Source organism: Capnocytophaga sp. oral taxon 336 str. F0502, assembly GCF_000411575.1.
GTDB classification, from domain to species: domain Bacteria; phylum Bacteroidota; class Bacteroidia; order Flavobacteriales; family Flavobacteriaceae; genus Capnocytophaga; species Capnocytophaga ochracea.
Window position 1 is genome coordinate 578,926 of sequence record NZ_KE150488.1, and the last position, 23,070, is coordinate 601,995.

11 protein-coding genes are annotated in these 23,070 nt (G+C 42.1%); 9 read left to right on the forward strand and 2 right to left on the reverse strand.

Translation table 11 applies throughout. The annotated features are described in order from the left end of the window. The first annotated feature begins 62 nt into the window (after window positions 1–62). The 6 genes from HMPREF1528_RS02525 to HMPREF1528_RS02550 all read left to right on the forward strand — a co-directional run bounded on the left by HMPREF1528_RS02525 (window position 63) and on the right by HMPREF1528_RS02550 (window position 13,791). A complete protein-coding gene (locus HMPREF1528_RS02525; RefSeq protein ID WP_034567774.1) occupies window positions 63–2,867 on the forward strand; it encodes a triple tyrosine motif-containing protein in 2,805 nt (934 codons plus the stop codon). A gap of 871 nt (window positions 2,868–3,738) precedes the next feature. Further along, a complete protein-coding gene (locus tag HMPREF1528_RS02530; RefSeq protein WP_016478519.1) occupies window positions 3,739–6,753 on the forward strand; it encodes a SusC/RagA family TonB-linked outer membrane protein in 3,015 nt (1,004 codons plus the stop codon). Between the two features lie 15 nt (window positions 6,754–6,768). Beyond that, the gene (locus HMPREF1528_RS02535; protein WP_016478520.1) at window positions 6,769–8,250 is read left to right on the forward strand and encodes a RagB/SusD family nutrient uptake outer membrane protein; all 1,482 of its coding nucleotides are present in this window, start codon (window positions 6,769–6,771) and stop codon (window positions 8,248–8,250) included. 21 nt (window positions 8,251–8,271) lie between these two features. After that, window positions 8,272–9,816, forward strand: coding sequence for a PKD domain-containing protein (locus tag HMPREF1528_RS02540; protein ID WP_016478521.1), 1,545 nt, complete (start codon window positions 8,272–8,274; stop codon window positions 9,814–9,816). 36 nt (window positions 9,817–9,852) lie between these two features. After that, window positions 9,853–11,496, forward strand: a complete 1,644-nt coding sequence (locus HMPREF1528_RS02545) for a family 16 glycosylhydrolase (RefSeq protein WP_016478522.1) — start codon at window positions 9,853–9,855, stop codon at window positions 11,494–11,496. A 9-nt stretch (window positions 11,497–11,505) separates the two neighbouring features. Then, window positions 11,506–13,791, forward strand: a complete 2,286-nt coding sequence (locus HMPREF1528_RS02550; protein ID WP_034567775.1) for a glycoside hydrolase family 3 N-terminal domain-containing protein — start codon at window positions 11,506–11,508, stop codon at window positions 13,789–13,791. Window positions 13,792–13,866: 75 nt separating this feature from the next. Here HMPREF1528_RS02550 and HMPREF1528_RS02555 read toward each other — a convergent pair whose 3' ends face one another. Beyond that, window positions 13,867–15,606, reverse strand: coding sequence for a glutamine--tRNA ligase/YqeY domain fusion protein (locus HMPREF1528_RS02555; RefSeq protein ID WP_016478524.1), 1,740 nt, complete (start codon window positions 15,604–15,606; stop codon window positions 13,867–13,869). Between the two features lie 287 nt (window positions 15,607–15,893). Between HMPREF1528_RS02555 and HMPREF1528_RS02560 the strand changes: the two genes are divergently transcribed. Further along, entirely contained in the window at window positions 15,894–16,550 is a 657-nt protein-coding gene (locus tag HMPREF1528_RS02560; RefSeq protein WP_016478525.1) for a carbonic anhydrase, read from the forward strand. 510 nt (window positions 16,551–17,060) lie between these two features. Here HMPREF1528_RS02560 and HMPREF1528_RS12860 read toward each other — a convergent pair. Continuing rightward, the gene (locus tag HMPREF1528_RS12860; protein ID WP_232211455.1) at window positions 17,061–17,147 is read right to left on the reverse strand and encodes a glycosyltransferase; all 87 of its coding nucleotides are present in this window, start codon (window positions 17,145–17,147) and stop codon (window positions 17,061–17,063) included. A 383-nt stretch (window positions 17,148–17,530) separates the two neighbouring features. Between HMPREF1528_RS12860 and HMPREF1528_RS02565 the strand changes: the two genes are divergently transcribed. Both HMPREF1528_RS02565 and HMPREF1528_RS02570 read left to right on the forward strand, forming a co-directional pair. Continuing rightward, entirely contained in the window at window positions 17,531–20,725 is a 3,195-nt protein-coding gene (locus HMPREF1528_RS02565; protein WP_016478526.1) for a SusC/RagA family TonB-linked outer membrane protein, read from the forward strand. Window positions 20,726–20,737: 12 nt separating this feature from the next. Continuing rightward, entirely contained in the window at window positions 20,738–22,690 is a 1,953-nt protein-coding gene (locus HMPREF1528_RS02570; RefSeq protein ID WP_016478527.1) for a RagB/SusD family nutrient uptake outer membrane protein, read from the forward strand. Window positions 22,691–23,070 lie beyond the last annotated feature (380 nt).

Here is a 23,070-nt window from a genome sequence, read left to right on the forward strand (position 1 = left end):
TGTTTTTTGGAATATTCAAAATAAAATAGTTATCTTTGCCAGCAACTAAACTTTAATACCTTATGCGTATGCGTGTTTTTCTGTGTGTTTTGATGGGGTGGTTTGTAGGGACGATACACGCTCAGTTATTGCCACCTATCTATAACTACGCTCCTTCGGTATACTCGGGTGAGAGTCAGAATTGGAAAATATGTCAAGCGATAAATCAAAAGATATATTTTGCTAACAATATAGGTCTATTGGAGTTCAATGGGGTGGTATGGCAACATTACCCCTTGCCCAATGGAGCTATAGTGCGCGCCGTAAACGCCAAAGGTAACACTATCTATACGGGAGGTTTTGCTGAATTTGGTTATTGGCAAGCAGATGCTTTCAACCGTTTGCAATACACTTCACTAAGTAAACGCTTGCCGTCTAAGGATATAGAAGACGAAGAGGTATGGAAAATTGTTTTTTTTGACCATTGGGTACTCTTCCAGTCGTTGCACAAACTTTATATTTACGACTCTCAGCACGACCGCTTTCACATTGTGCATTCGCAAAACAACCTACCTAAAATCTTCAAAGTGGGCGAGCATATCTTCTTTCAAAAGATGAATGAGGGGCTTTTTGCTCTTGTGAATGGTAAAGAAGAGTTGCGTTCGGGAGCATCTCTTTTCCGTGAGCATATTGTTATTAATATCTTCCCCTATAAAGGTAAGTTTCTATTTGTTACCCAAGACAAAGGCATTTACGAAGGAACACCTGCTGAGGTGAGACCTTGGCAAGTGAGTACTGGGGCGCTTACTTCTTCTTTAAATATCTATAGTTGCGAACAACTCTCTGACGGTTCTATCTTGCTGGGGACGATTGCCAATGGTGTATACCGATTATCGCCAGAAGGACAACTGTGGGAGCACCTTCATCAGAAACAAGGCTTGCAAAACAACACGGTGCTTTCTATCTTCGAGGACAAAGAACACAATGTGTGGTTAGGCTTAGACAATGGCATTAGTATGGTGAATTTCTTTTCGCCTTTCCGCCAGTATAAAGATAACGAAGGAGTGCTAGGAGCCGTTTATACCTCTATTGTTTACCAAGGTGATTTGTATTTGGGTACCAATCAGGGGCTTTTTTATGCGTCCTTTCCTTTGAAAGCAGGTCAGCCATTTCAGTTGGTTGAAGGGACTAAAGGGCAAGTGTGGCAACTGAAAGAACTACAAGGCACTTTGTTTTGTGGGCATAATTCAGGTACGTTTGTGATAAACAACCATCGTGCACAGTTGGTGTGTAATCTTTTGGGTACTTGGGATATTAAACCTGTGGAAAGACACCCTAATTGGCTCTTGCAAGGCAATTATGAAGGTTTATACCTTTTGGAACTGAAAGAAGGGTGTTGGCAATACCGCAATAAGATAACAGGATTCAACGTATCGAGTAGGTTTTTTGAGTTTATTTCGCCTACTGAACTATTGGTAAGCCACGAGTACAAAGGCGTGTTCCGGTTGCAACTCTCCCCTGATTTTACCAGAGTACTCCAAGTGCACAAAGAGACTTCTGCTCCAATGGGGCGCAAGTCGGCGATTGCTAAATACCGCAATGAGATTTGGTATTTTACTGAAAAAGGCTTGTTTAAATATGATATTACCGCACGTAAGTTTGTGCAAGATGAAAGCCTTACCCATCGGCTATTCGACCAAGATGCCTACTTATCGGGCACTATGTTACGGGGTAAAGAGGACGGATTGTGGTTTTTTACCCAATACAATATAGTGAAGGTGAGTCAGGGTAAGTTAGACAAGGCGCTTCAGCTGAAAAAGATGCCTCTCTCGGCTACTTTTCGCAAGGATTTGGTAGGTTTTGAGAACCTCAATGAGTACCGAGAAGGTGATTGCCTTTTAGGTACGAGCACCGGCTTTATGGATTTTGTGTTTAATCCGTCGCACCATACCGCTTATGAGGTGCATATAGACCATATAGATAAAAGCAAAGTGGAAGGCGTATGGCAACCTATTGCTCTTAATAGTACTGATAACCGCTGGGCACATAACCAAAACAATCTGCGTTTTAGCTATAGTGTACCTGCCTATAATGCGATGTTTCAAACTGTATATCAATATAAATTGGAAGGACTTTACGAGCACTGGAGCGACTGGAGCAAGGAGGCAAGTGTGCAGTTTGATAATCTGCCTGCGGGTGATTATACCTTTTTGGTAAGAGCCAGAGTGGGAAATGCTGTTTCGACCAATACGTGTACTTTTCACTTTGTAATTGAAAAGCCTTGGTATGCCACTAATGTGATGATAGCTACCTATATAGGACTCTTACTGCTTTTGCTTTTTATAATTCACCGAGTGTATAGAGTTCATTACAAGCGTCATAAGAAGAAGGTAGAACAAGAAAAAGAGAAAGAACTCGCCCTATTGCAATTAGAAAATGACCGCACGGTAATGAAACTCCAAAACGATAAGCTCCATAGTGAAGTGGAGAGCAAGAACCGCGAGTTGGCGGTGACTACGATGAACATCGTGCGCAAGAATGAACTGCTAATGAGCATCAAAGAGGCACTTTTGAGCAGTGGTAATAGCAAACAGGTATTGCATATTGTGGAAGATAATATTAACAGCGAAGGTGACTGGGAGCATTTTCAAGAAATCTTTAATCAAACTGACCGCGACTTCCTTAATCGGCTTAAATCACTTCACCCTGACCTTACTCCTAATGATATTAAACTGTGTATTTACCTGCGTTTGAACCTTTCGAGTAAAGAAATTGCTCCACTACTGAACATCTCTACCCAAAGTATAGAGATAAAGCGCTACCGCTTACGCAAAAAGATGCGTTTAGAGCGCAACCAGAACCTTACTGACTATATTCTAAAGCTCTAAATTAATGATTAATGATTAGTGGTGCGAGCCGCACAGGCAGATGTGAGTCGTACGAGCGAGTAGAAAACGTAAATGGATTTTTCTTAAAAAAATATATACATTACCTATACAACACCTCTTTTTAAGAGGTGTTTTCTATTTGTTGTTACCTTTACATAGAATTTTTATATATGAGTTTAAATATAAGATTAACAGAGGGTTGTTTTTCAATTCTAATTAATAGTAGCTATACATTTACGTTAAAAATACTCCTTGTATATTTTTTGTATAGGTAAAATATTTTGCGTGTTGAATAATTGCGTTTATCTTTGTTGCGTGATTGAAAGAGAAATAAAAGAAAGAGAAGGTAATACTGAGTTAATATCAGAAATACCAATAATACTGATTAAAAGTATAAAATTAGTGAAGGATTAAAGTTTAGGCTAAGTTAGGGACAGTAAGTAGTATTATTAGTTATGTAGTTTTAGAGGCTTTGACAAAGTTTGGAGGCAAAACCAACTGAAAAAGGTGATTTGTTATTTTGAAATTAAGACCATAATTTATCCTTTTTGAGATAAAACTTATCAAAAGTTACCACGGGGAAAGAAAGAACGAAAGCGCACGAAAATTATTCTTAACTTTATCCAAAAAAGAGAGGGATTTTTACTAGATGATAGACTTAGCTTATAGAGAGCTTATAGGAAGCTTATACGAATCTTGGACGATTGGTATAGAAAGGGTGTATAAATAGTTGATTAATAATATAATACAACAATGCCAGTAATATCAGTAATAGGTTGTGAGGCGAAAGTAAAGGAAAGAAAAGAGCAAGTTACAAACAAGTTAAACCTAATATAATACATTAACATACCATTTAAAAAGAGCAATTCAGATGAAAGTATTTATTTTACCAATGTTGCTATTTTTATGTACGAGTTTGGCAGTGGCACAAACTTATAACATAAAAGGAAATGTGAAAGAAGCTCCTAACAGTCCGATGATGGGGGTTTCGGTGGTTGTAAAAGGCACTACCCACGGGGTCTCTACCGATTTCGAAGGGAATTTTGCCTTAGACAATGTGAAGAGAGGTCAGGTTCTGGTGTTTTCGTATGTGGGTTACATCACTCAAGAAATCACTGTGAACAATGGCAATGCGCTGAACGTTACCTTGAAAGAAGATACCCAAACCCTCGGTGAAGTGGTAGTTATCGGGTATGGCACTCAAAAGGTAAAAGACGTAACAGGTTCGGTATCAGTAGTAGATGCTAAAACCATTACCGAACTAAAGCCTGTGGATGCGGCTACTGCCCTACAAGGTACTACCTCAGGGGTGAGCGTAAACAAGGCTTCGGGCTCACCTGGAGGGAAGATAAACATTCTCATTCGCGGAGTGAGTTCTAACGGTAGCAACGAGCCTTTGGTAATTATCGACGGTTACGAAGGGGCACTGAACAGTATCAACCCCGAGGATATTGAGAGTCTTACTGTATTGAAAGACGCTCAAGCGGCTATCTACGGTATCAAAGGGGCGAATGGGGTAGTACTCGTAACTACTAAGGGTGGACGCAAAAACACACCTTTGGAAGTAAAAATTAGCTCGTACAGTGGTATCCAGCAAACTACCAAAAAGTTGGATTATATGAACGCTACCGAGTATGCTGCCTTGCTCAACGAGAGTTATGCTGCCAACGGACAGGCGTTGCCTTTTGGCAATTTGGCTTCTTTAGGCAAAGGCATTGATTGGCAAGACGAGGTGTTTAAGAATTCTGTTATTTCAGATATGACAGCTAGTATCTCGGGTGGAGGTGAGAAATTTAGTTATTACTTAGGGGCATCACATCTTACCCAAGACGGTATTGTAGCCCCTGAAAAATCCAACTTTAAACGCAATAACGTGAAAGTGAGTTTGGGAGCTGATATTTCACCAAAACTTAAGATGAACTTCACTGCCAATTATTACAACAACAAGCGCAAAACCATTGAGGAAAACGGCTTGGGAGCAGTGCTTTTCAACGCTTTGAACTTCTCGCCTACTTACGGTTTGCACGATGAGGATTTAACGGGCTTTTTGGGTAATGAGGTGATTAACCCTTTGGCACAAATAGACAATACCTATAATCAGTATGACGGCAATGGATTGGAGGGGAATTTCCAGTTGAGCTATAATCTCATAGAAGGCTTAGACCTCACTTCGCGTATCGGGTTTAAAACGTATAGTGATGAGAAGAAAGATTTTCAACCGCTGAGCTTCTTTGGTACGGGCAAAATCTTCAACCGCAGTCGTAGTACGGTAACTCAGGAAAAGAACGAAACGCACGCTTATACGTGGGAGACTTTTGCTACTTATAACAAAACTTTCTGGAAAAACCACAACACTTCACTCACTGTGGGAACCAGTGCGCAACGGAACTGGGGCAGTGGACTCAGTGCTACGGGTTACGATGTGCCTAATAACTCTTGGGATTTTGCTGATATAGGGCTTACTACAGGCACTAACAACAGCAAAACTGATAACTCGTATATGAACGATTCGCGTCTTACCTCTTTCTTTGGTAGATTGCAATACGATTATAAGAGCAAATACTTGCTATCGGCGATGCTTAGGCGTGATGCTTCTTCAGACTTCCCGAAAGACAACCGCGCCGACTTGTTTTCATCAGTAACAGCAGGTTGGAAAGTATCCGATGAAGGCTTCTTGAAAGACAGCAAATGGATAGACTTCCTCAAATTGCGCGGTAGTTACGGTACACTCGGTAACAATGCCGGTAAAAACCTTTATAAGGCAATTTTGAACGGGGAGGCTGTGTACGTGTTTAACGGAAAAATAGTGCGCGGAAAAGCTGTAGGCAAATTGCCAAACCCAAGTGCCAAATGGGAAGTAGCCGAAAAGTTAGATGTCGGTTTTGACTTCAATACACTTGGCAACCGCTTGTCGTTAGTATTCGATTATTTTATAGAAAACCGCAACGATTTGCTCATCTCTAATTTCCCTGTCTCAGGTATTATAGGAACGGCTGCACCAGGGGCTTCAAACCCTACTGTGAACGCTGGTAATACTCAAAATAAAGGCTTTGAGGTGGCGTTAGGTTATAAAAGTGATGTAACCAAACCTTTTTCTTGGGGCTTTAACTATAACATTACTCGTTTGGACGGCAAAGTGGTCTCAATCAATGGCGATGTGATTCCAGAAGGAGGAGCGTTCAGCGTTGGTCAGTTAGCACCTGCACGTATGGAAGTAGGGCAACCTATGGGTTACTTCTATGGTTTGCAAGCCGATGGTATCTTCCAAAACCAAGCTGAGGTAGATGCGCACCCTTCACAACTTGCCTTAGGGGCTCCTGCCAAACCTGGCGATATCAGGTATAAAGATGTGAATGGCGACGGAGTAATCGATTTTAAAGACCGTACTTATTTGGGTAAACCTACCGCCACTTACTATATGGGCTTGAACCTCAATGCTAAGTATAAAAACTTTGATTTCTCGACCTATATGTATGCTGAGCTCGACAAAGAGATGGTGCGCAACTACGAGCGTTCACAACCTAACGTAAACCGCCATCGTTCCTATCTTGACCGTTGGCGTGGTGAGGGCACCAGCAATAGCGTGCCTCGTGTAACCACAGGCGCAACTACCAATAATTTATTCTCAAGTTTCTTTGTAGAAGACGCCTCATTCTTGCGCGTTCAGAATATACAGTTGGGCTATTCGATTCCTGCATCGGTATTGGAGAGTGTGAAGATGAAAAGCTTCCGCGTGTACTTTTCAGTAAACAACGCCTTTACGTTTACTAAGTACAAAGGTTATGACCCTTCAGCTACCTCTGGTGATGCCATTGGTGGAGGTATTGATTACGGCTTCTATCCACAAGCTCGTCAGTTTATCTTAGGATTTAATACATCATTCTAAAACCCATACAAACAAATGAAAACGATATATAACATACAGAAATGGACAATAGGGCTTATGCTTTTTGTCTTTGCCTTTGCTTGTTCCGACGATTTTCTCGACAAGACTAAACAGTACGAAATCAATTCGGAGACCTATTTCAATTCAAAGGAAGACTACCAAAATGCGCTGATTGCAGCTTACAATTTGTTACATTCTACGTATATAAATGTGCTTATGGGCGAAATTGCCTCCGATAATACCCTTTGCGGAGGTGAAAGTGCTTCCGATGTACCTGGTTTTCAACAAATAGACCAGATGATTCACACGCCTATCAACAGCCAACTCAAAAACTTGTGGGACTGGATGTTTGCCGGTGTAAACCGCTCGGCTTATATCTTGGAATTCCAAGACAAAACAGCCTTTGAGGGCAAAGAAGTGATTATTGCCGAAGCGCATTTCCTTCACGCTTATTACAATTTTGAGCTCGTGAAATGGTTTGGGGCAATTCCACTCAAAGAAAACAAACGATTTGAGCGTGGCGACGAACAAAAAATACCCCGTTCCCCTGTGAGTGAGGTATATGCTTCTATTGAGAAAGACCTTTTGGCAGCCATTCCTCACTTGCCTACAACACCACCCGACGGACAAGTAGGACGTGCTACTAAAGGCGCCGCTCAAGCACTACTCGGCAAGGTGTATTTATACCAAAACAAATTTGCCGAAGCAGCTCAAGTATTAGAAACCGTGATACACAGCAATACCTATTCACTTGTAACTGACTATGCTTCTATCTTCGAAAAAGAAGGTGAAAACGGGGCTGAATCGGTATTCGAGATACAATACACCGATGCTGAAGGTGCTAGTTTTGACTGTTTGCAATGTAGCAAAGGAAATGTAGCGGTAGGGTTTAACAGTATCCGCAACTATAACGGCCCTGTGTTCGATTCTGGCTATAGTTTTAACGTACCTGTACAAGAGGCAGTCGATGCTTTTGAAGCAGGCGACCTCCGCAAAGATGTTGCTATCTTGGATATCGTCGCGTGGGCAGCAGCGAACAACGCTACTTATGCCGAAGGTTACAAACATACAGGCTATTTCAATAGAAAATATATTGCTCGCAAAGGTGACCTCAATAGCCCCGACCAAAACCTTACCAACCCTAATAACTATCGTGCTATTCGCTATGCCGATGTGCTTTTAATGGCTGCCGAAGCGCTCAACCGTGGTAATATCAGCGATGAACGCGCTCGCGATTACCTCAACCAAGTGCGCAAACGTGCCTTTGGTAATGAAAATCACAATATTACGGTATCAGGCTCTGCTCTTACCGAAGCGATATGGAAAGAACGCCGTGTAGAGTTCTTAGGCGAAGGCTTGCGCTTTTTCGACTTAGTCCGCACCGGAAAAGGCACCGAAATACAAGGTTTTACTGCCAACAAAAACGAAGTTTTCCCCATACCCTACGAAGAAATACGCTTTGCTAATGGCAATTGGCAACAAAACCAAGGATACTAATTACCTCTTATCTAAATTAAAATGAAAACACTCAAAAACCTCATAGCACTACTGTTTCTCATTGGAATAGTGGCCTGCGAAAAAGATAAGGACGATCTCAGTTTCGTCCAAAATGCCACGGCTCCTACCGATGTCTCAGCGAAATTTCAGGTGAGCACCGATAACTCAGGGGCTGTAACCATCACGCCAGTAGCTACGGGAGTAGCCTCCTACAAGGTCTATTTTGGCGATAGCACTGCAACTCCCACTACAGTGAAAGCAGGTGGTTCGGTAACACACACTTATGCTGAAGGTAGTTACCAAGTGAAAATAGTAGCTGTGAACATCGCTGGCAAGGAAGCCGAAGCGACTTTGTCTTTAGAGGTGTCGTTCCGCGCCCCTGAGAATGTAGAAGTAACCGTAGCCAATGACCAAGCGGTTTCTAAGAAAGTGAATGTAACTGCTAAAGCCAACTTTGCGATTACTTACGACGTGTATTTCGGTGAGAGTGCCGACGAAAAACCGGTCTCTGGCAATATAGGAGAGGAAGTTTCACACATTTATAAGCAAGTAGGTACTTACACCCTTACCATAGAAGTGAAAGGTGCGGGCAAACAAACTACTAAAGTGCAAAAAACGGTACGAGTAATTGCCTTGCAACAGCCTACTACGGCGGCTCCTCAACCTCCTATCCGCAAAGCGCAAGAGGTCGTTTCGCTTTTCAGCGGAAGATATACTAATGTGGCAGACACTGATTTCAACCCTAATTGGGGACAAGCCACTGCCTACAACCTCTTTAAGTTGGGCACCGATGAAATCTTGCAATACGCTCACCTCAATTATCAAGGTATCCAATTTGCTCGAGAAATCGACCTATCAGCGATGGAGTTCTTGCATTTAGATGTTTGGACTGCCGATGCTACCGCTTTAGATATCTATTTGATTAGCAAAAGCACAGGCGCTGACGGTGAGAAGTTTATCAAAAAGACCCTTACTGCCGATAAGTGGACAAGCATCGATATTCCGCTAAGCGACTACACCAAACAAGGATTTGTAATCACCGATGTACACCAAATCAAATTGGTAGGACAAGGTACGGTATTTATTGATAACTTGTATTTCTACAAAAAATCGAATACTGTGATAATCGAAAACTTTGAAGGTACAGCTCCTAAATTTACTACCTTTGGCAATATGGCAGATGTAGAAGTAGTAGCCAACCCTAATACTACAGGCAATACTTCTACCAAAGTAGCCAAAATGGTGCGCACCAAAGGTTGTGAAACGTGGGCAGGTGCGTTCTTCACTTCCGAAAGTTTGGATATGAAAACCCACAAGGTATTGAAGCTAAAAGCCTTTTCTCCTAAGGCAGGTATTACCGTAAAAGTGAAATTAGAAGGAGCTACTAGCGATGAAGCTAAAGAAGTAGATGCTCGTATCACCAAAAAGAACACTTGGGAAGAACTTTCGTTTGACTTTACAGGCATTGATACCAGCACTACCTATACTAAAGTAGTTGTTTTCTTCGACTTTGGTGAAAAAGGCGATGATACCACTTATTACTACGACGAAATAACACTGAATTAATTACCCGTGCGGTTCGCACTAAATTGACAAATTAAAATGAAAACCTTAAATCTTTTAACCCTATTAGTAGCTTTTGTCTTTATAAGTTGTAAAGATAAGCACGAGTTTGGAGACCTTACACCTCCTTCTAATGTAAATGCCTCGTTCAGTATCGTGGGGGCTGATAACACTCATCCTCACGGCGACGGCACGGGCTTAGTGAACTTTGTAGTAACCGCCCAAAACGCCATTTCTTACCGTGTCGATTTTGGCGACGGCAAGACCGAAATGGCTCCCTCTGGTAAAATCCAACACCGCTATACCAAAGTAGGTACCAACAAATTCACAGCGGTAGTAAGTGCTGTAGGTGCAGGAGGCTCTATGAGTTCTGTGTCTTTAGAATTGGAAGTATATAGTTCCTTCTCCGATGCTGAAGCCGAAAATATGCTCGCAGGTAAGAATGTAGGCGATACTAAAACTTGGTATTGGGCTGCCAATGTAGCGGGATATGCAGGCTTAGGACCTCAAGAAAGTGGCGATAATGGCGAATATGGTTATCCCGCTTGGTGGCAAGCAACACCATTCGATGCTACTCGTACTTGTATGTTCGAAAATTCCTTTATTTTCACCCATACAGCTAATGGTATTACCTATAAACAAACTGCCGATCACGTGTTTATACCAGGAGCCTATGCTGAGGTGTTAGGTGTAGCTAAAGACCAATGTCACGGCACCGATGTAGTACCTACGATTACAGGCGAGAAACAAGTATCCTTCGTGCCTTCTACTTCTAAAGCCGCTACCCAAGGTAAGTACAACAACAAAGCCTATCGCGGTACAGCTATCGAGCTCTCCAATGGCGGTATGCTCGGCTGGTGGGTAGGCGCAAGTACTTATGACATCATCAGCCTTACTGATACACAACTCATCGTGCGCGTGATGCAACCTAACAGTCAGTATGCGTGGTATCACATTTTCACCACTACCAAACCTTCCGAAAATAACTTTACCAATCTTGTGTGGTCTGACGAGTTCAACAAAGCGGGAACTCCCGATGCTACCAAATGGACGTATGATTTAGGCAAAGGTAGCAATGGTTGGGGTAATAACGAGTTACAAACATACACCAAAGACCCCGAAAATGTGAAAGTGGAAAACGGTGTGCTAAAAATTACTGCCAAAGCCGATGGCAGTGGAGGGTATACTTCTGCACGACTCAAAACTGAAGGTTTGTATGGTTTCAAATACGGCAAAGTGGAAATTAAAGCCAAATTACCTGCTGCCAAAGGTACCTGGCCTGCAATGTGGTTCTTGGGCAATAACTTCGCTACCGACGGCTGGCCTAAATGTGGCGAAATAGATATGCTTGAACAAAAAGGTAATAAAAAGACCCATATTCTCGGCGCTTGCCATTGGTACGACACCGATAACAACCATCAAGGTGATTACGACAAAGAAACTGAATTTGCAAACACTTCTGCAGATTTTCATATCTATACGATGACGTGGACAGAAAAAAAGATTATCTTTGCAGTCGATAATCAAAACTATTTCGAGATGAATAACAATGACAAGTTACCTTTCAATCAAAAATTCTTCCTCATCTTCAATATAGCAATGGGAGGTTCTTTGGGGGGTAATGTCGCTGCCAACTTCACCGAAGATAGCCTTGAAATCGATTACGTAAGAATTTATCAATAATCATAATTTATGAAGAGAATAACATATTGCATTCTTATGGCTATTGCCATAGTGGGGTGTAACCGTTCCTCTAAAGAGGATGCTACCACCCCCATAAAATGGGAGTCCTTCAGTGGCGATAAAAATATCGAACGCAAGGTAGATTCTTTGCTATCGCTGATGACCTTAGAAGAAAAAATAGGACAACTTACTCAGTTTGCCGCCAATTGGGATGTAACAGGTCCCGTAATGTCCGATGACTTTCAGCCTTATCTCGAAAAAGGTCTCGTAGGCAGTGTGTTCAACGCTGTTACCGTGCCTGGGGTGCGCAAATTGCAGGATATAGCTGTCAAGAAAACTCGCTTGGGTATCCCTATTCTATTTGGTTACGACGTGATTCACGGTTATAAAACCATATTTCCTATGTCGCTTGCTGAAGCCTGCTCTTGGGATTTAGACCTAATGCGCCAAACCGCTGCTATTGCTGCCGAAGAAGCTGCTGCCGATGGCATCAAATGGACGTTCGCCCCTATGGTCGACCTAGCTCGCGACCCACGCTGGGGGCGTGTGATGGAAGGCGCTGGCGAAGACCCCTTCTTGGGAAGTGAAATCGCCAAAGCTCGCGTACAAGGTTTTCAAGGAGGAACCGACTGGCATTCGCTTAGCAAAACCAATACTGTCTTAGCGTGTGTAAAACACTTTGCTGCCTATGGTGCTGCCGAAGCAGGGCGCGACTACAATACTGCCGAGCTCTCTCAGCACACTCTTTGGAATGCCTATCTACCACCTTATAAAGCAGCAATTGATGCAGGAGTGGGCACCGTAATGGCTTCCTTCAACGAGGTAAACGGTATCCCTGCAACTGCCAATCGCTACCTAATGACGGATATCCTTCGCAAGCAATGGGGCTTTAAAGGCTTTGTAGTAACCGATTATACCGGTATTAACGAACTGGTTCCTCACGGTGTTGCGGTTGATAATAAGCACGCTGCCGAGTTAGCAATCAATGCTGGTATTGATATGGATATGACAGGCGCTAACTTTATCAAGCACCTCAAAAAATCAGTTGAAGAGGGTAAGGTAAAAGAAGAGACTATCAACACCGCTGTACGCCGTATCTTAGAAATGAAATTCGTATTAGGCTTGTTTGACGACCCTTATAAGTTCCTCGATGAGAATCGCGCCAAAACAACCCTTATGAAACCGGAGTTCTTGCAAGTAGCCCGCACTGCCGTTACTAAATCGGTGGTATTGCTCAAAAACAACGCCGAGGTATTGCCTATCACTCCTGATATGCCGAAAAAGGTAGCTCTCATAGGACCTATGGTAAAAGATTCTATCAACCAAAATGGCGAGTGGCAAGGTCGTGGCGACCGTGAGCTCAGTGCTTCTCTTTTCAAAGGATTGCAAGAAGTGTATAAAGATAGTAAGGTGCAGTTTAGCTATGCCAAAGGTTGTACCCTTACCGCCACTACTTCTGCCGATATAGCCAAAGCAGTAGCCACCGTACGCACCGCCGATATAGCAGTGGTAGCCTTAGGTGAAGACTATAACTGGTCTGGTGAATCTGCTTGCCTTACCGATATACGTTTGCGCGCGCCTCAACGCGAATTGCTCCGCGCTCTCAAACAAACAGGCAAACCTATAGTATTATTGGTGTATAGCGGTCGTCCGCTCGATCTCAGTGAAGAGAGTGAATTAGCCAATGCTATTTTGCAAGTGTGGTTCCCTGGTACCCAGTCAGGTTATGGTATCGCCGATGTATTATCAGGTAAGTACAACCCTTCAGGGCGTTTGGTGATGAGTTTCCCTCGTAATGTTGGGCAAGTACCTATCTATTACAATCACAAGAATACTGGTCGCCCCGTTGATCCTAATAACCCAACAGTTGATTACCGTTCTAAATATGAGGATGCGCCTGTCACACCTCTCTATCCTTTTGGTTACGGATTGAGCTACACCACCTTTAATATTAGTAATGTACAGCTCAGCAGTGCCACCCTCAGCAAAGGAAGCAAGATCACTGTTACAGCCCAAGTAGCCAATACCGGCAAGCGCGATGGTGAAATAGTAGTGCAATTATATATTCGCGATTTGGTAGGTAGTGTAACCCGTCCGGTGAAAGAGCTCAAAGGCTTCCAAAAAGTCGCACTCAAAGCCGGCGAAAGCAAACAAGTGCAGTTTGAAATTACCGAAGACCTCTTAGCCTTCTACAACGCCGATTTGAAAAAAGTAACCGAACCCGGCGCTTTCAAACTCTGGGTAGCCCAACACTCTGCTGATAACAGCAACGAAAAAGATTTTGAACTAAAGTAGATTTTTTTCTTTCATTACACGCAAAAAGGATTGCTCTTCTAGGGCAATCCTTTTTTTGTTTTAGTGTATGATATCTTATTCGCTAATCTTAGCCCACGTATCTTTTAAGCCGACGGTTTTGTTGAACACCAATTTTTCAGGGGTAGTATCAGGGTCTACACTGAAATACCCCAGACGTTGGAACTGTACCGTGTCGCCTGCTTGGGCGGTCTTGAGGCTTGGCTCTACATAAGCAGTTACTATTTTTAGAGAATTGGGGTTGATGTAGTTTAAGAAGCTATCTTCTTGGTGGTCGGGTTCAGCAACGGTAAAGAGGCGGTCGTAGAGGCGCGCTTCGGCTTTCACGGCGTGGGGTATGGACACCCAATGCAATGTGCCTTTTACCTTGCGCATACTCGCTTCGGTACCACTACCGCTACGGCTATCAGGGTCGTAAGTACAATGTATTTCGGTAATATTCCCTTGAGCGTCTTTCACTACGCTTTCAGCTTTGATGATATAAGCATTCTTCAAACGTACTTCTCCTCCTAATTTCAATCGGAAATACTTCTTGTCAGCTTCTTCTCTAAAGTCATCTCTCTCGATATAAATTTCTCTACTGAAAGGCACCTTACGATAGGTCATAGGAGTTATCTCGGGATTATTTTCGGCGTCAAGCCATTCTTCTTGTCCTTCGGGATAGTTAGTAATCACCACCTTCACAGGGTCGAGCACTGCCATTACACGGTTAGCTTTTTTATTGAGGTCTTCGCGCACGCAGAATTCCAATAGCGATACATCGATGAGGTTTTCGCGTTTGGCAATACCTATGGTGTCAGCGAATTTACGAATGGCTTCGGGGGTATACCCACGGCGACGTAAGCCTGAGATAGTAGGCATACGAGGGTCGTCCCAGCCAGCCACATAATTTTCGGTTACCAATTGCAACAACTTACGTTTACTCACAATCGTATGACTCAAATTCCTCCGTGCAAATTCTCTCTGTTTGGGTCGCACACTCCCCCTTTGAAGGGGGGCAGGGGGGATGTTACTCCCCTCTCCTTTTGGGAGGGCTGGGGAGGAGATTACCTGGTCTAAAAACCAATCGTACAACTCTCTGTGTGGTAAGAATTCCAATGTACAAAGGGAGTGTGATATTTGTTCGAGGTAGTCGCTTTCGCCGTGCGCCCAGTCGTACATAGGGTAGATGTGCCATTTGTCGCCCGTGCGGTGGTGTGAAGCGTTCATAATGCGGTAGATGATAGGGTCGCGCATTAGCATATTGGGCGATGCCATATCTATCTTGGCGCGGAGTACATACGTGCCATTTTCGAATTCACCGTTTTTCATACGCTCAAAAAGGGCGAGGTTTTCCTCAGGAGAGGTATTGCGATAAGGGCTCTCGGTTCCTGCTACCGTTGGCGTGCCTTTTTGAGCGGCAATCTCTTCCGATGTTTGTTTATCTACATAGGCTTTCCCTTGTTTGATGAGCATTACTGCCCAGTCGTAAAGTTCTTGAAAATAGTCGGAAGCATAGCATTCCTTATCCCATTTGAATCCGAGCCACGCTACATCACGGCGAATTGCATCTACGTATTCTTGTTCTTCCTTAGAAGGGTTGGTATCGTCGAAACGCAAATTTACAGGGGCGTTGTAGCGCAACCCCAATCCAAAGTTAAGGCAGATAGAACTCGCGTGACCGAGGTGCAAGTAGCCATTCGGTTCTGGAGGGAAGCGAAAGCGTAAGGCGCTGGCGGGAAAGCCTTTCGCAAGGTCTTCCTCAATGATATTTTCTATAAAGTTATTAGAGCGTTGTTCTTTTAATTCTTCTGACATCTTTTTTAATGATTAATGATGAATGGTAGATAGTTAATTCTTGTTTTCAAGGTGCAAAGATACAAATAATTTCCTAATTTACTAATTAACCAATTACTCTCATTCTTTTGGCGAAGGCAATAGCTTCCACATTATCAGCGTGCGTTTCCTCTTAGGATATTTTGCCTATAACGGGTTACTGTATGTACACTGATATTCAGCTTTTCGGAGATTTCTTTGCAAATATTTGTCATTTTCCTAAAAACACCTACCTTTGCCACCTCAGTAGCCACTAATCATTATAACTTATGCCTACTTACAACAAAATATTTGAAAACAATCGTCAATGGGTAAAACACCGCAAAGAGGGCGACCCTCATTTCTTCGAGAAACTCGCCGAAGACCAGAACCCCGACTATCTTTATATAGGTTGCTCCGATAGTCGTGTAGCCGCCGAAGAGTTAATGGGTGTAGGTCCTGGTAAGGTGTTTGTACACCGCAATATTGCCAATGTAGTAAACACCCTCGATATGAGCTCTACCGCTGTGATACAATATGCCGTAGAACACCTGCAAGTAAAGCATATTGTCGTATGTGGTCATTACGATTGCGGAGGTGTAAAGGCTGCTATGCAAGCCAAAGACTTTGGTTTGTTAAACCCTTGGTTGCGTACCATTCGCGATGTATACCGCTTGCATCAAGCAGAACTCGATACCATTACTGATGCCGACCAGCGTTACCGCCGTTTGGTAGAACTGAACGTAGAAGAACAGTGCTTCAATGTTACCAAAATGGCAGTTGTGCAAGAAAGTTATCTGAAACACCAATACCCTGCTGTTCACGGTTGGGTATTCGATATTCACACCGGCGAACTCATAGACCTTAACCTCGACTTCGAAGCCTTCCTTCATAAAATCCAAAAGATATACGACCTCACCGGACAAGAATGGTATAAACCCTACTAATTTCACTCAGTAGTCAAAAGTCAAAAGACGTCATATATCAGCTCCAACTATTCTCTGGCTACTTTACAACGAACTTATATTAAATACAATTTCTCTCTAAAGCTTCTTTATAAACACCTATTGTACCACATCTATCTTTTTGCTTCCCTAAGTCTCTCCGACAGCACCCACTTTTTTAACCTATCTCATAAACCTTTTTCAACGCCTCACCCTCGTCATTCTCCGTTCATTCCTCATTGCCCGTGCGACTGACACCTGCCTGTGTGGTTCACACTTTTCCTTCGCTACACTCCCCCTCGGAGAGGAAGTCCGCGAGAGCGGAGTATGTGTAAAGGGGGAGGTTATCCCCTATTGCCTATGGCCTAAGGCCTAGTGCCTCTTCCTCTTTCTTTCGCCTCGAAACCCTCTTTTTGCCATTTTTAACCTTGTCGTATTATAGTATGAATCAATCATTTATATACCCTTCCTATACCAATCGTCCAAGATTCGTATAAGCTTCCTATAAGCTCTCTATAAGCTAACCCCACCCTCCTTACACTCTTTTTTCATCAAAAACCCTCCCTCCCCTCTTCCGAACTTCTCCGTTTCCTTCCGAATCCCTCAACACTTCTCCATTTGCTAATTTTTTCTCGCCTGCCGTGCTACGGCTGCCTGTGCGGCTCGCACCTTTGCCAAAGTTGAATAAACTAATAATATTTACTCATTTCCTCATTCTCTAATTTTCTCATTTTCTCATTTTCTCATTTTCCCCGCCCGTCGTGTTACAACCTCACACTTTCTTCCTTTTTCTTTTGAAAAGTGTTAAAATTAATAATAATACACTTTCTTTTATTTTCTCCTTATCTATTGTAATTCATATGATTATCCCCTCTATTTAACGAGATATATAAAATTATTTAAAAATATTAGCTATAATTATTTGGTAGATATAATAAATAGTGCTACTTTTACGCCGTAAATTTCATTTAATAGCCAAACTTATGAAAGAAAAGTATTTAACATTTGTTATGTTTGTGTTAGGTTGCTTTTTAACAACTCTTATGGCACAAACCATCTCAGTAAAAGGTAAAGTTACTGACGATAAAAAAACGCCTTTACCCGGTGTTTCTGTAGTGGTTAAAGGCTCTACGCACGGTACATCTACTGATTTTGACGGTAATTACCAAATCCAAGCCAAAGCAGGCGATGTGCTCGAGTTTAGCTTTGTAGGATTTACTACCCAGACTAAAAAAGTTGTAGGGGGGGGTAATTCTTACACAGTTAATATGCAACTAAAAGAAGATACCCACCAACTTACAGAAGTGGTAGTGGTAGGTTTTGCCACTCAAAAGAAAGAAAACCTTACAGGAGCTGTAGCTTCGGTAGATGCTAAAGCCTTAGAGAATCGCCCTGTAAACAATGTAACCCAAGCCCTACAGGGGAACGTTTCGGGGGTGAACTTCTCTGTAGGAAATGGAGGTGGACAGTTGGACAGTAATCTTTCCTTCAATATTCGCGGTACAGGTACTATTGGGTCAGGATCTAGTGCAAACCCCTTGGTACTTATAGATGGTATGGAAGGCGATATGAATACTTTAAATCCTAATGATATAGAAAGTATTTCGGTGTTGAAAGATGCAGCTTCGGCTTCTATTTATGGGTCGCGTGCGGCTTTTGGAGTGATTTTAGTAACTACTAAATCAGGTAAAGATGGTAGAATGGTGATAAATTATAGTACTAATTACCGCCTTGCTTCACCCGTAGGCCTCCCTGAAATGTTGGATTCAGAAGATTTTGCTAACTATTTTAATGAAGCTCAAAAGAATAACGGAGGGGCTCCTGTATTTGAAGATCGTATTATACAGAACATCAAGGCATACAAAGCAGGGAAGCTAAAAGATGCTACTGATTGGAACCCTACCAAAGATGGAAATGGTGCTTGGAATGACTACAAGCAAAGCTGGGCAAATGTAGATTGGTTTAAAGAGTTTTATAGAGCTTCTACTCCTTCGCAAGAGCACAATTTTACAGCTCGTGGTGGTACTGAAAAAATACAATATTACGTATCATTAGGTTGGCTTGATGCTGAGGGGTTATCGCGTTATAATACCGATAAAATGTCACGTTACTCAGCACAAGGAAAGATATCAGCACAAATACTTCCTTATTTAAAGTTGAATTACAACTCACGTTTCAGTCGCAGAGATTTCTCTCGTTCTTCTTATTTAGGAGGTTTGTTTTTCCACAATATAGCCAGACGTTGGCCTACCTTACCACTTAAAGACCCTAATGGTCATTATATGAACGGTAATGAAATTGCACAGCTTAATGAAGGACGCGATAAAACACAAAGAGATGAGCTTACCCAACAATTAGCTTTGGTATTCAATCCTATAAAAGGATGGGTAACCAATGTAGAGCTCAACTACCGCACTTCTACTATCTTTAATAATTGGTACTACTTGCCTATCTACAAATATGGTTTACACGGAGAGCCTATTCCTATTTCGCGCGATGGGGAAGCTCCTGCTGGACATTCAAAAATAAGTGAATGGGCAGCCCGTTACAACTTCTTTAATACTAATATATATTCATCTTATACTAAAGAGATTAAGAAACATACAGTTACTGCATTAGCAGGTTTTCAATCAGAGCTATTCAAATCACGTCAATTTTCTGCTTCTCGCGATGAGATATACAGCAAGAACTCTCTTTCACTCAACACTACAGGAGGAAAGAATGATGATGTAAGTGGAGATTATCAACACTGGGCAACCGCAGGTTTCTTTGGCAGGCTCAACTACAACTACGACAGCAAGTATTTATTGGAAGTAAACGCTCGTTATGACGGTACCTCTCGCTTTTTGCGCGACCAGCGTTGGAACTTGTTTACCTCAGCTTCAGTAGGTTGGAATATAGCCAAAGAGGGCTTTTGGAAACACTTCGGTAAGTTTGGAGAAGCGGTAAGTGAATTTAAATTTAGAGGGTCTTATGGCGAATTGGGCAACCAAAACACTGATAGTTGGTATCCTTTCTATCAAACGATGAACATAGGGGCTAATAATGGTAGTTGGCTTCTTAATGGTGATAAAACTAATACAGCAAAAATGCCAGGATTGGTTGCTTCTACTCTCACTTGGGAAAAAGTAGCTTCTTGGAATGTAGGGTTTGACCTTACTGCTTTGAAGAACCGTCTTAAATTCACATTCGAGTTGTTTAGTCGTAAAACCTATAATATGGTAGGACCTGCTCCTCAACTACCTCCTGTATTGGGTACTGCCCCTGCTCGTATTAACAATACCGATATGGTATCAAACGGCTTTGAGATTGTAACGAGCTGGAAAGACAAAATAGGAGAGGATTTCTCTTATGGTATTTCAGCTAACTTAACTGATAGCCGTCAAAAAATTACTAAATATCCTAACAAAAATAAATCTTTAGGAACTTTTTACGAAGGACAGTATTTAGGTGAAATATGGGGCTACCAAACACGTGGCATTGCTAAAACAGATGCAGAGATGACCGAATGGTTAAAAACACACGACCAAAGTGCTTTGGGTAACAACTGGGCAGCAGGTGATATAATGTATGAAGACCTCAATGGCGATGGTAAAATTAATAGTGGAGCTAATACCCTTGATGATCCAGGTGATAGAAAAGTTATTGGTAACACCACTCCTCGTTATAACTTTGGGGTACAAGTAGAGTTGAAGTACAAAAACGTAGATTTTAGTATGTTTTGGCAGGGCACAGGTAAGCGTGATTTAATTTTCAATGATTCTCCTTATTTTAGAGGGGCTAACCAAAACGTATGGCAATCAGCAGGCTTTAAAGAACACTTAGATTACTTCCGTCCCGAAGGCACTAATAGCCCTTTTGGCTCTAATGTAAATGCGTATTATCCACGACCTACTATGGACGGTGGAGGTAAGAACTTCGCCTCTCAAACACGTTGGGTACAAAACGCTGCTTATGTACGTTTGAAGAACATACAATTGGGGTATACCTTCCCTACTGATATTATGAAGACTATAGGTATAGATAATTTGCGAATTTATATCTCAGCCGATAATGTATTTACCTTTACCAAACTCTCTAAAATATTCGACCCTGAAGCTAATGGAGGTTCTTGGGGACAAGGAAAACTATATCCTCTTTCAAGAGTGATTTCAACAGGATTAAGTTTAACCTTCTAAAAGACTAACACAATGAAAAAGATATATAAAAATATAATCATAGCTACCTTTTCGGTAGGGCTTATAGGGTGTAACAAATTTTTGGATAGAGAACCGCTCTCTAATATCACCCCTCAACAATATTTCAATACCGAATCAGATTTGGCAGCCTATACTATCACTTATTATAATTTCCCTACTCACGGTGGGTATAATATAGGGATTTTTAAAGATGATAACGGCACCGATAACCAAGCTACAACAAATGCTAATGTAGCTTGGGTAAAAGGACAATGGCACGTGCCTAAAGGTACAGAAGGCTATGATTTTGGTAATATTCGTGCTATCAACTATTTTTTAGCAGAAGTAACCCCGAAAATAGAGGCAGGAAAAATAACAGGAACACCTGCTAATATCAATCACTATTTAGGAGAAGCCTACTTTTTAAGAGCTTATGAGTATTTCGATCGTTTACAATCCTATGGTGATTATCCTATTGTGAAAACCGTACTCCCCGATAATGAAGATGAGCTCATAGAGGCTTCTAAACGTCGCCCTCGTAATGAAGTAGCTCGCTTTATTTTGCAAGATTTAGACAAAGCTATCAGCTTGTTAAAGTCAAGCCCAGTAGAAGGCAAAAACCGTATCAGTAAAGAAGTGGCTCAGCTTTTCCGCTCACGTGTAGCGCTTTTTGAAGGAACTTGGCTCAAATATCATAAGGGCACTGCCCAAGTGCCGGGAGGTATGGGCTGGCCAGGGACTAAAGTCTCTTATTTATCCGGTTTTTCTATCAATATAGATAGTGAAATTAATTACTTTTTGACAGAAGCAATGGCTTCTGCTAAGGTCGTAGCCGATGCTTTCCCATTGGTAGCCAATGACCACAATACCACTGGAACAGCTGTGTTTAGCAATCCTTATTTCAAAATGTATGGTGATAACAGTCAGTCAGGTTATTCAGAAGTGCTTTTTTGGAGACAATACAGCGCTGATAAAAGTGTTGGGCATTATACCAATGGTTTCTTGACAGGAGGCGCTAATAGTGGTTATACACGTGGTTTTGTGGATGCTTTCTTGATGAAAAATGGTTTACCTATCTACGCATCAGGTTCGGGTTACCAAGGTGATGCTGATCTTACAACTGTGAAAGTAGATAGAGACGAGCGCTTGCAGCTTTTTATGCGTGTACCAGGTGATTATTTAGCCGTTACTCAGCAAGATAACAGTTATCCTGACATTATTAACTCGGTAACCGAAAGAAAAGCTGTTACAGGCTATAATGTGAAAAAAGGGCTAAATGGAGATGCCAAATACCTCACTGATGCGGTACTTACTGAGGCAGGTTGTATTGTATTCCGTACCGCAGAAGCCTATCTTAATTATATTGAAGCTTGTTATGTAAAAAATAACACTCTCGATAGTGATGCCGACCGTTATTGGAAAGCATTACGCGCTCGTGCAGGGGTAAGTGAAAATTACAATGCTACCATAGCCGCTACCGATCTCACCAAAGAAAACGACTGGGCGGTATATTCAGCAGGACAAAAAGTAGATGCAACCCTTTACAACATTCGCCGTGAACGCCGTTGTGAGTTTATAGCTGAAGGAATACGTAATAACGACCTCCGCCGTTGGCGCGCTATGGATCAGTTAAGAAACTACCAAATAGAAGGTATGAACCTTTGGACAAGTATGTATGATAAACCTACTTATAAAAATAATAACGGGACTTCTAAATTAGTAGCCTTGCCTGCTGCCAGCCCCAACATATCAGCAAAAACATTGAGCGTGTACATTCGTCCTTATCAAATTATACAACAAAACAACTTGTATTACAACGGTATCACTTGGACGAAAGCACACTACCTATCACCCATAGGCTTTGAAAACTTCTTACGCACTTCCAAAGGAGGAAATGTAGCTACCAGTGTTATCTACCAAAACCCAGGTTGGCCAGTACAAGCCGATGGTATTCCTACTGAATAATGTCTAAAATAACATCTTTCATAACATAATTTTTATTGTTTAAATAGAAAAAGCTACCCCTAAAAGGTAGCTTTTTCTATTTTATAGTTATTTGCTATAAACTTTTTCATCGATCCACTTTTCGTCACTCATCATTCGTCCCCCGTCATTACTTCCCTTTTCCGTCACCACATTCCCCCTTTGAAGGTAGCCAGCGACAGCTGGGTATGTGCACCGCGAGAGCGGAGTATGTGAGAAGGGGGATGTTTTCCTCGTCATTCGTTATTTGTTACTCGTCCCTACACCCCCTCTCCTTGGGAGAGGGACGAGGTGAGGATTCTCTTTCTTTCGCCTCGAAACCTCGTTTTTACCATTTTTATGCTCGTTGTATCATATTATGA

What these genes read in the sequence shown, in the direction of transcription:
- HMPREF1528_RS02550 (WP_034567775.1), top strand. Translation starts at nt 11,506, where the DNA reads ATGAAGAGAATAACATATTGCATTCTTATGGCTATTGCCATAGTGGGG.
- HMPREF1528_RS02565 (WP_016478526.1), top strand. Translation starts at nt 17,531, where the DNA reads ATGAAAGAAAAGTATTTAACATTTGTTATGTTTGTGTTAGGTTGCTTT.
- HMPREF1528_RS02555 (WP_016478524.1), bottom strand. Translation starts at nt 15,606, where the DNA reads ATGTCAGAAGAATTAAAAGAACAACGCTCTAATAACTTTATAGAAAAT.
- HMPREF1528_RS02540 (WP_016478521.1), top strand. Translation starts at nt 8,272, where the DNA reads ATGAAAACACTCAAAAACCTCATAGCACTACTGTTTCTCATTGGAATA.
- HMPREF1528_RS02525 (WP_034567774.1), top strand. Translation starts at nt 63, where the DNA reads ATGCGTATGCGTGTTTTTCTGTGTGTTTTGATGGGGTGGTTTGTAGGG.
- HMPREF1528_RS02560 (WP_016478525.1), top strand. Translation starts at nt 15,894, where the DNA reads ATGCCTACTTACAACAAAATATTTGAAAACAATCGTCAATGGGTAAAA.
- HMPREF1528_RS02570 (WP_016478527.1), top strand. Translation starts at nt 20,738, where the DNA reads ATGAAAAAGATATATAAAAATATAATCATAGCTACCTTTTCGGTAGGG.
- HMPREF1528_RS02530 (WP_016478519.1), top strand. Translation starts at nt 3,739, where the DNA reads ATGAAAGTATTTATTTTACCAATGTTGCTATTTTTATGTACGAGTTTG.
- HMPREF1528_RS02545 (WP_016478522.1), top strand. Translation starts at nt 9,853, where the DNA reads ATGAAAACCTTAAATCTTTTAACCCTATTAGTAGCTTTTGTCTTTATA.
- HMPREF1528_RS02535 (WP_016478520.1), top strand. Translation starts at nt 6,769, where the DNA reads ATGAAAACGATATATAACATACAGAAATGGACAATAGGGCTTATGCTT.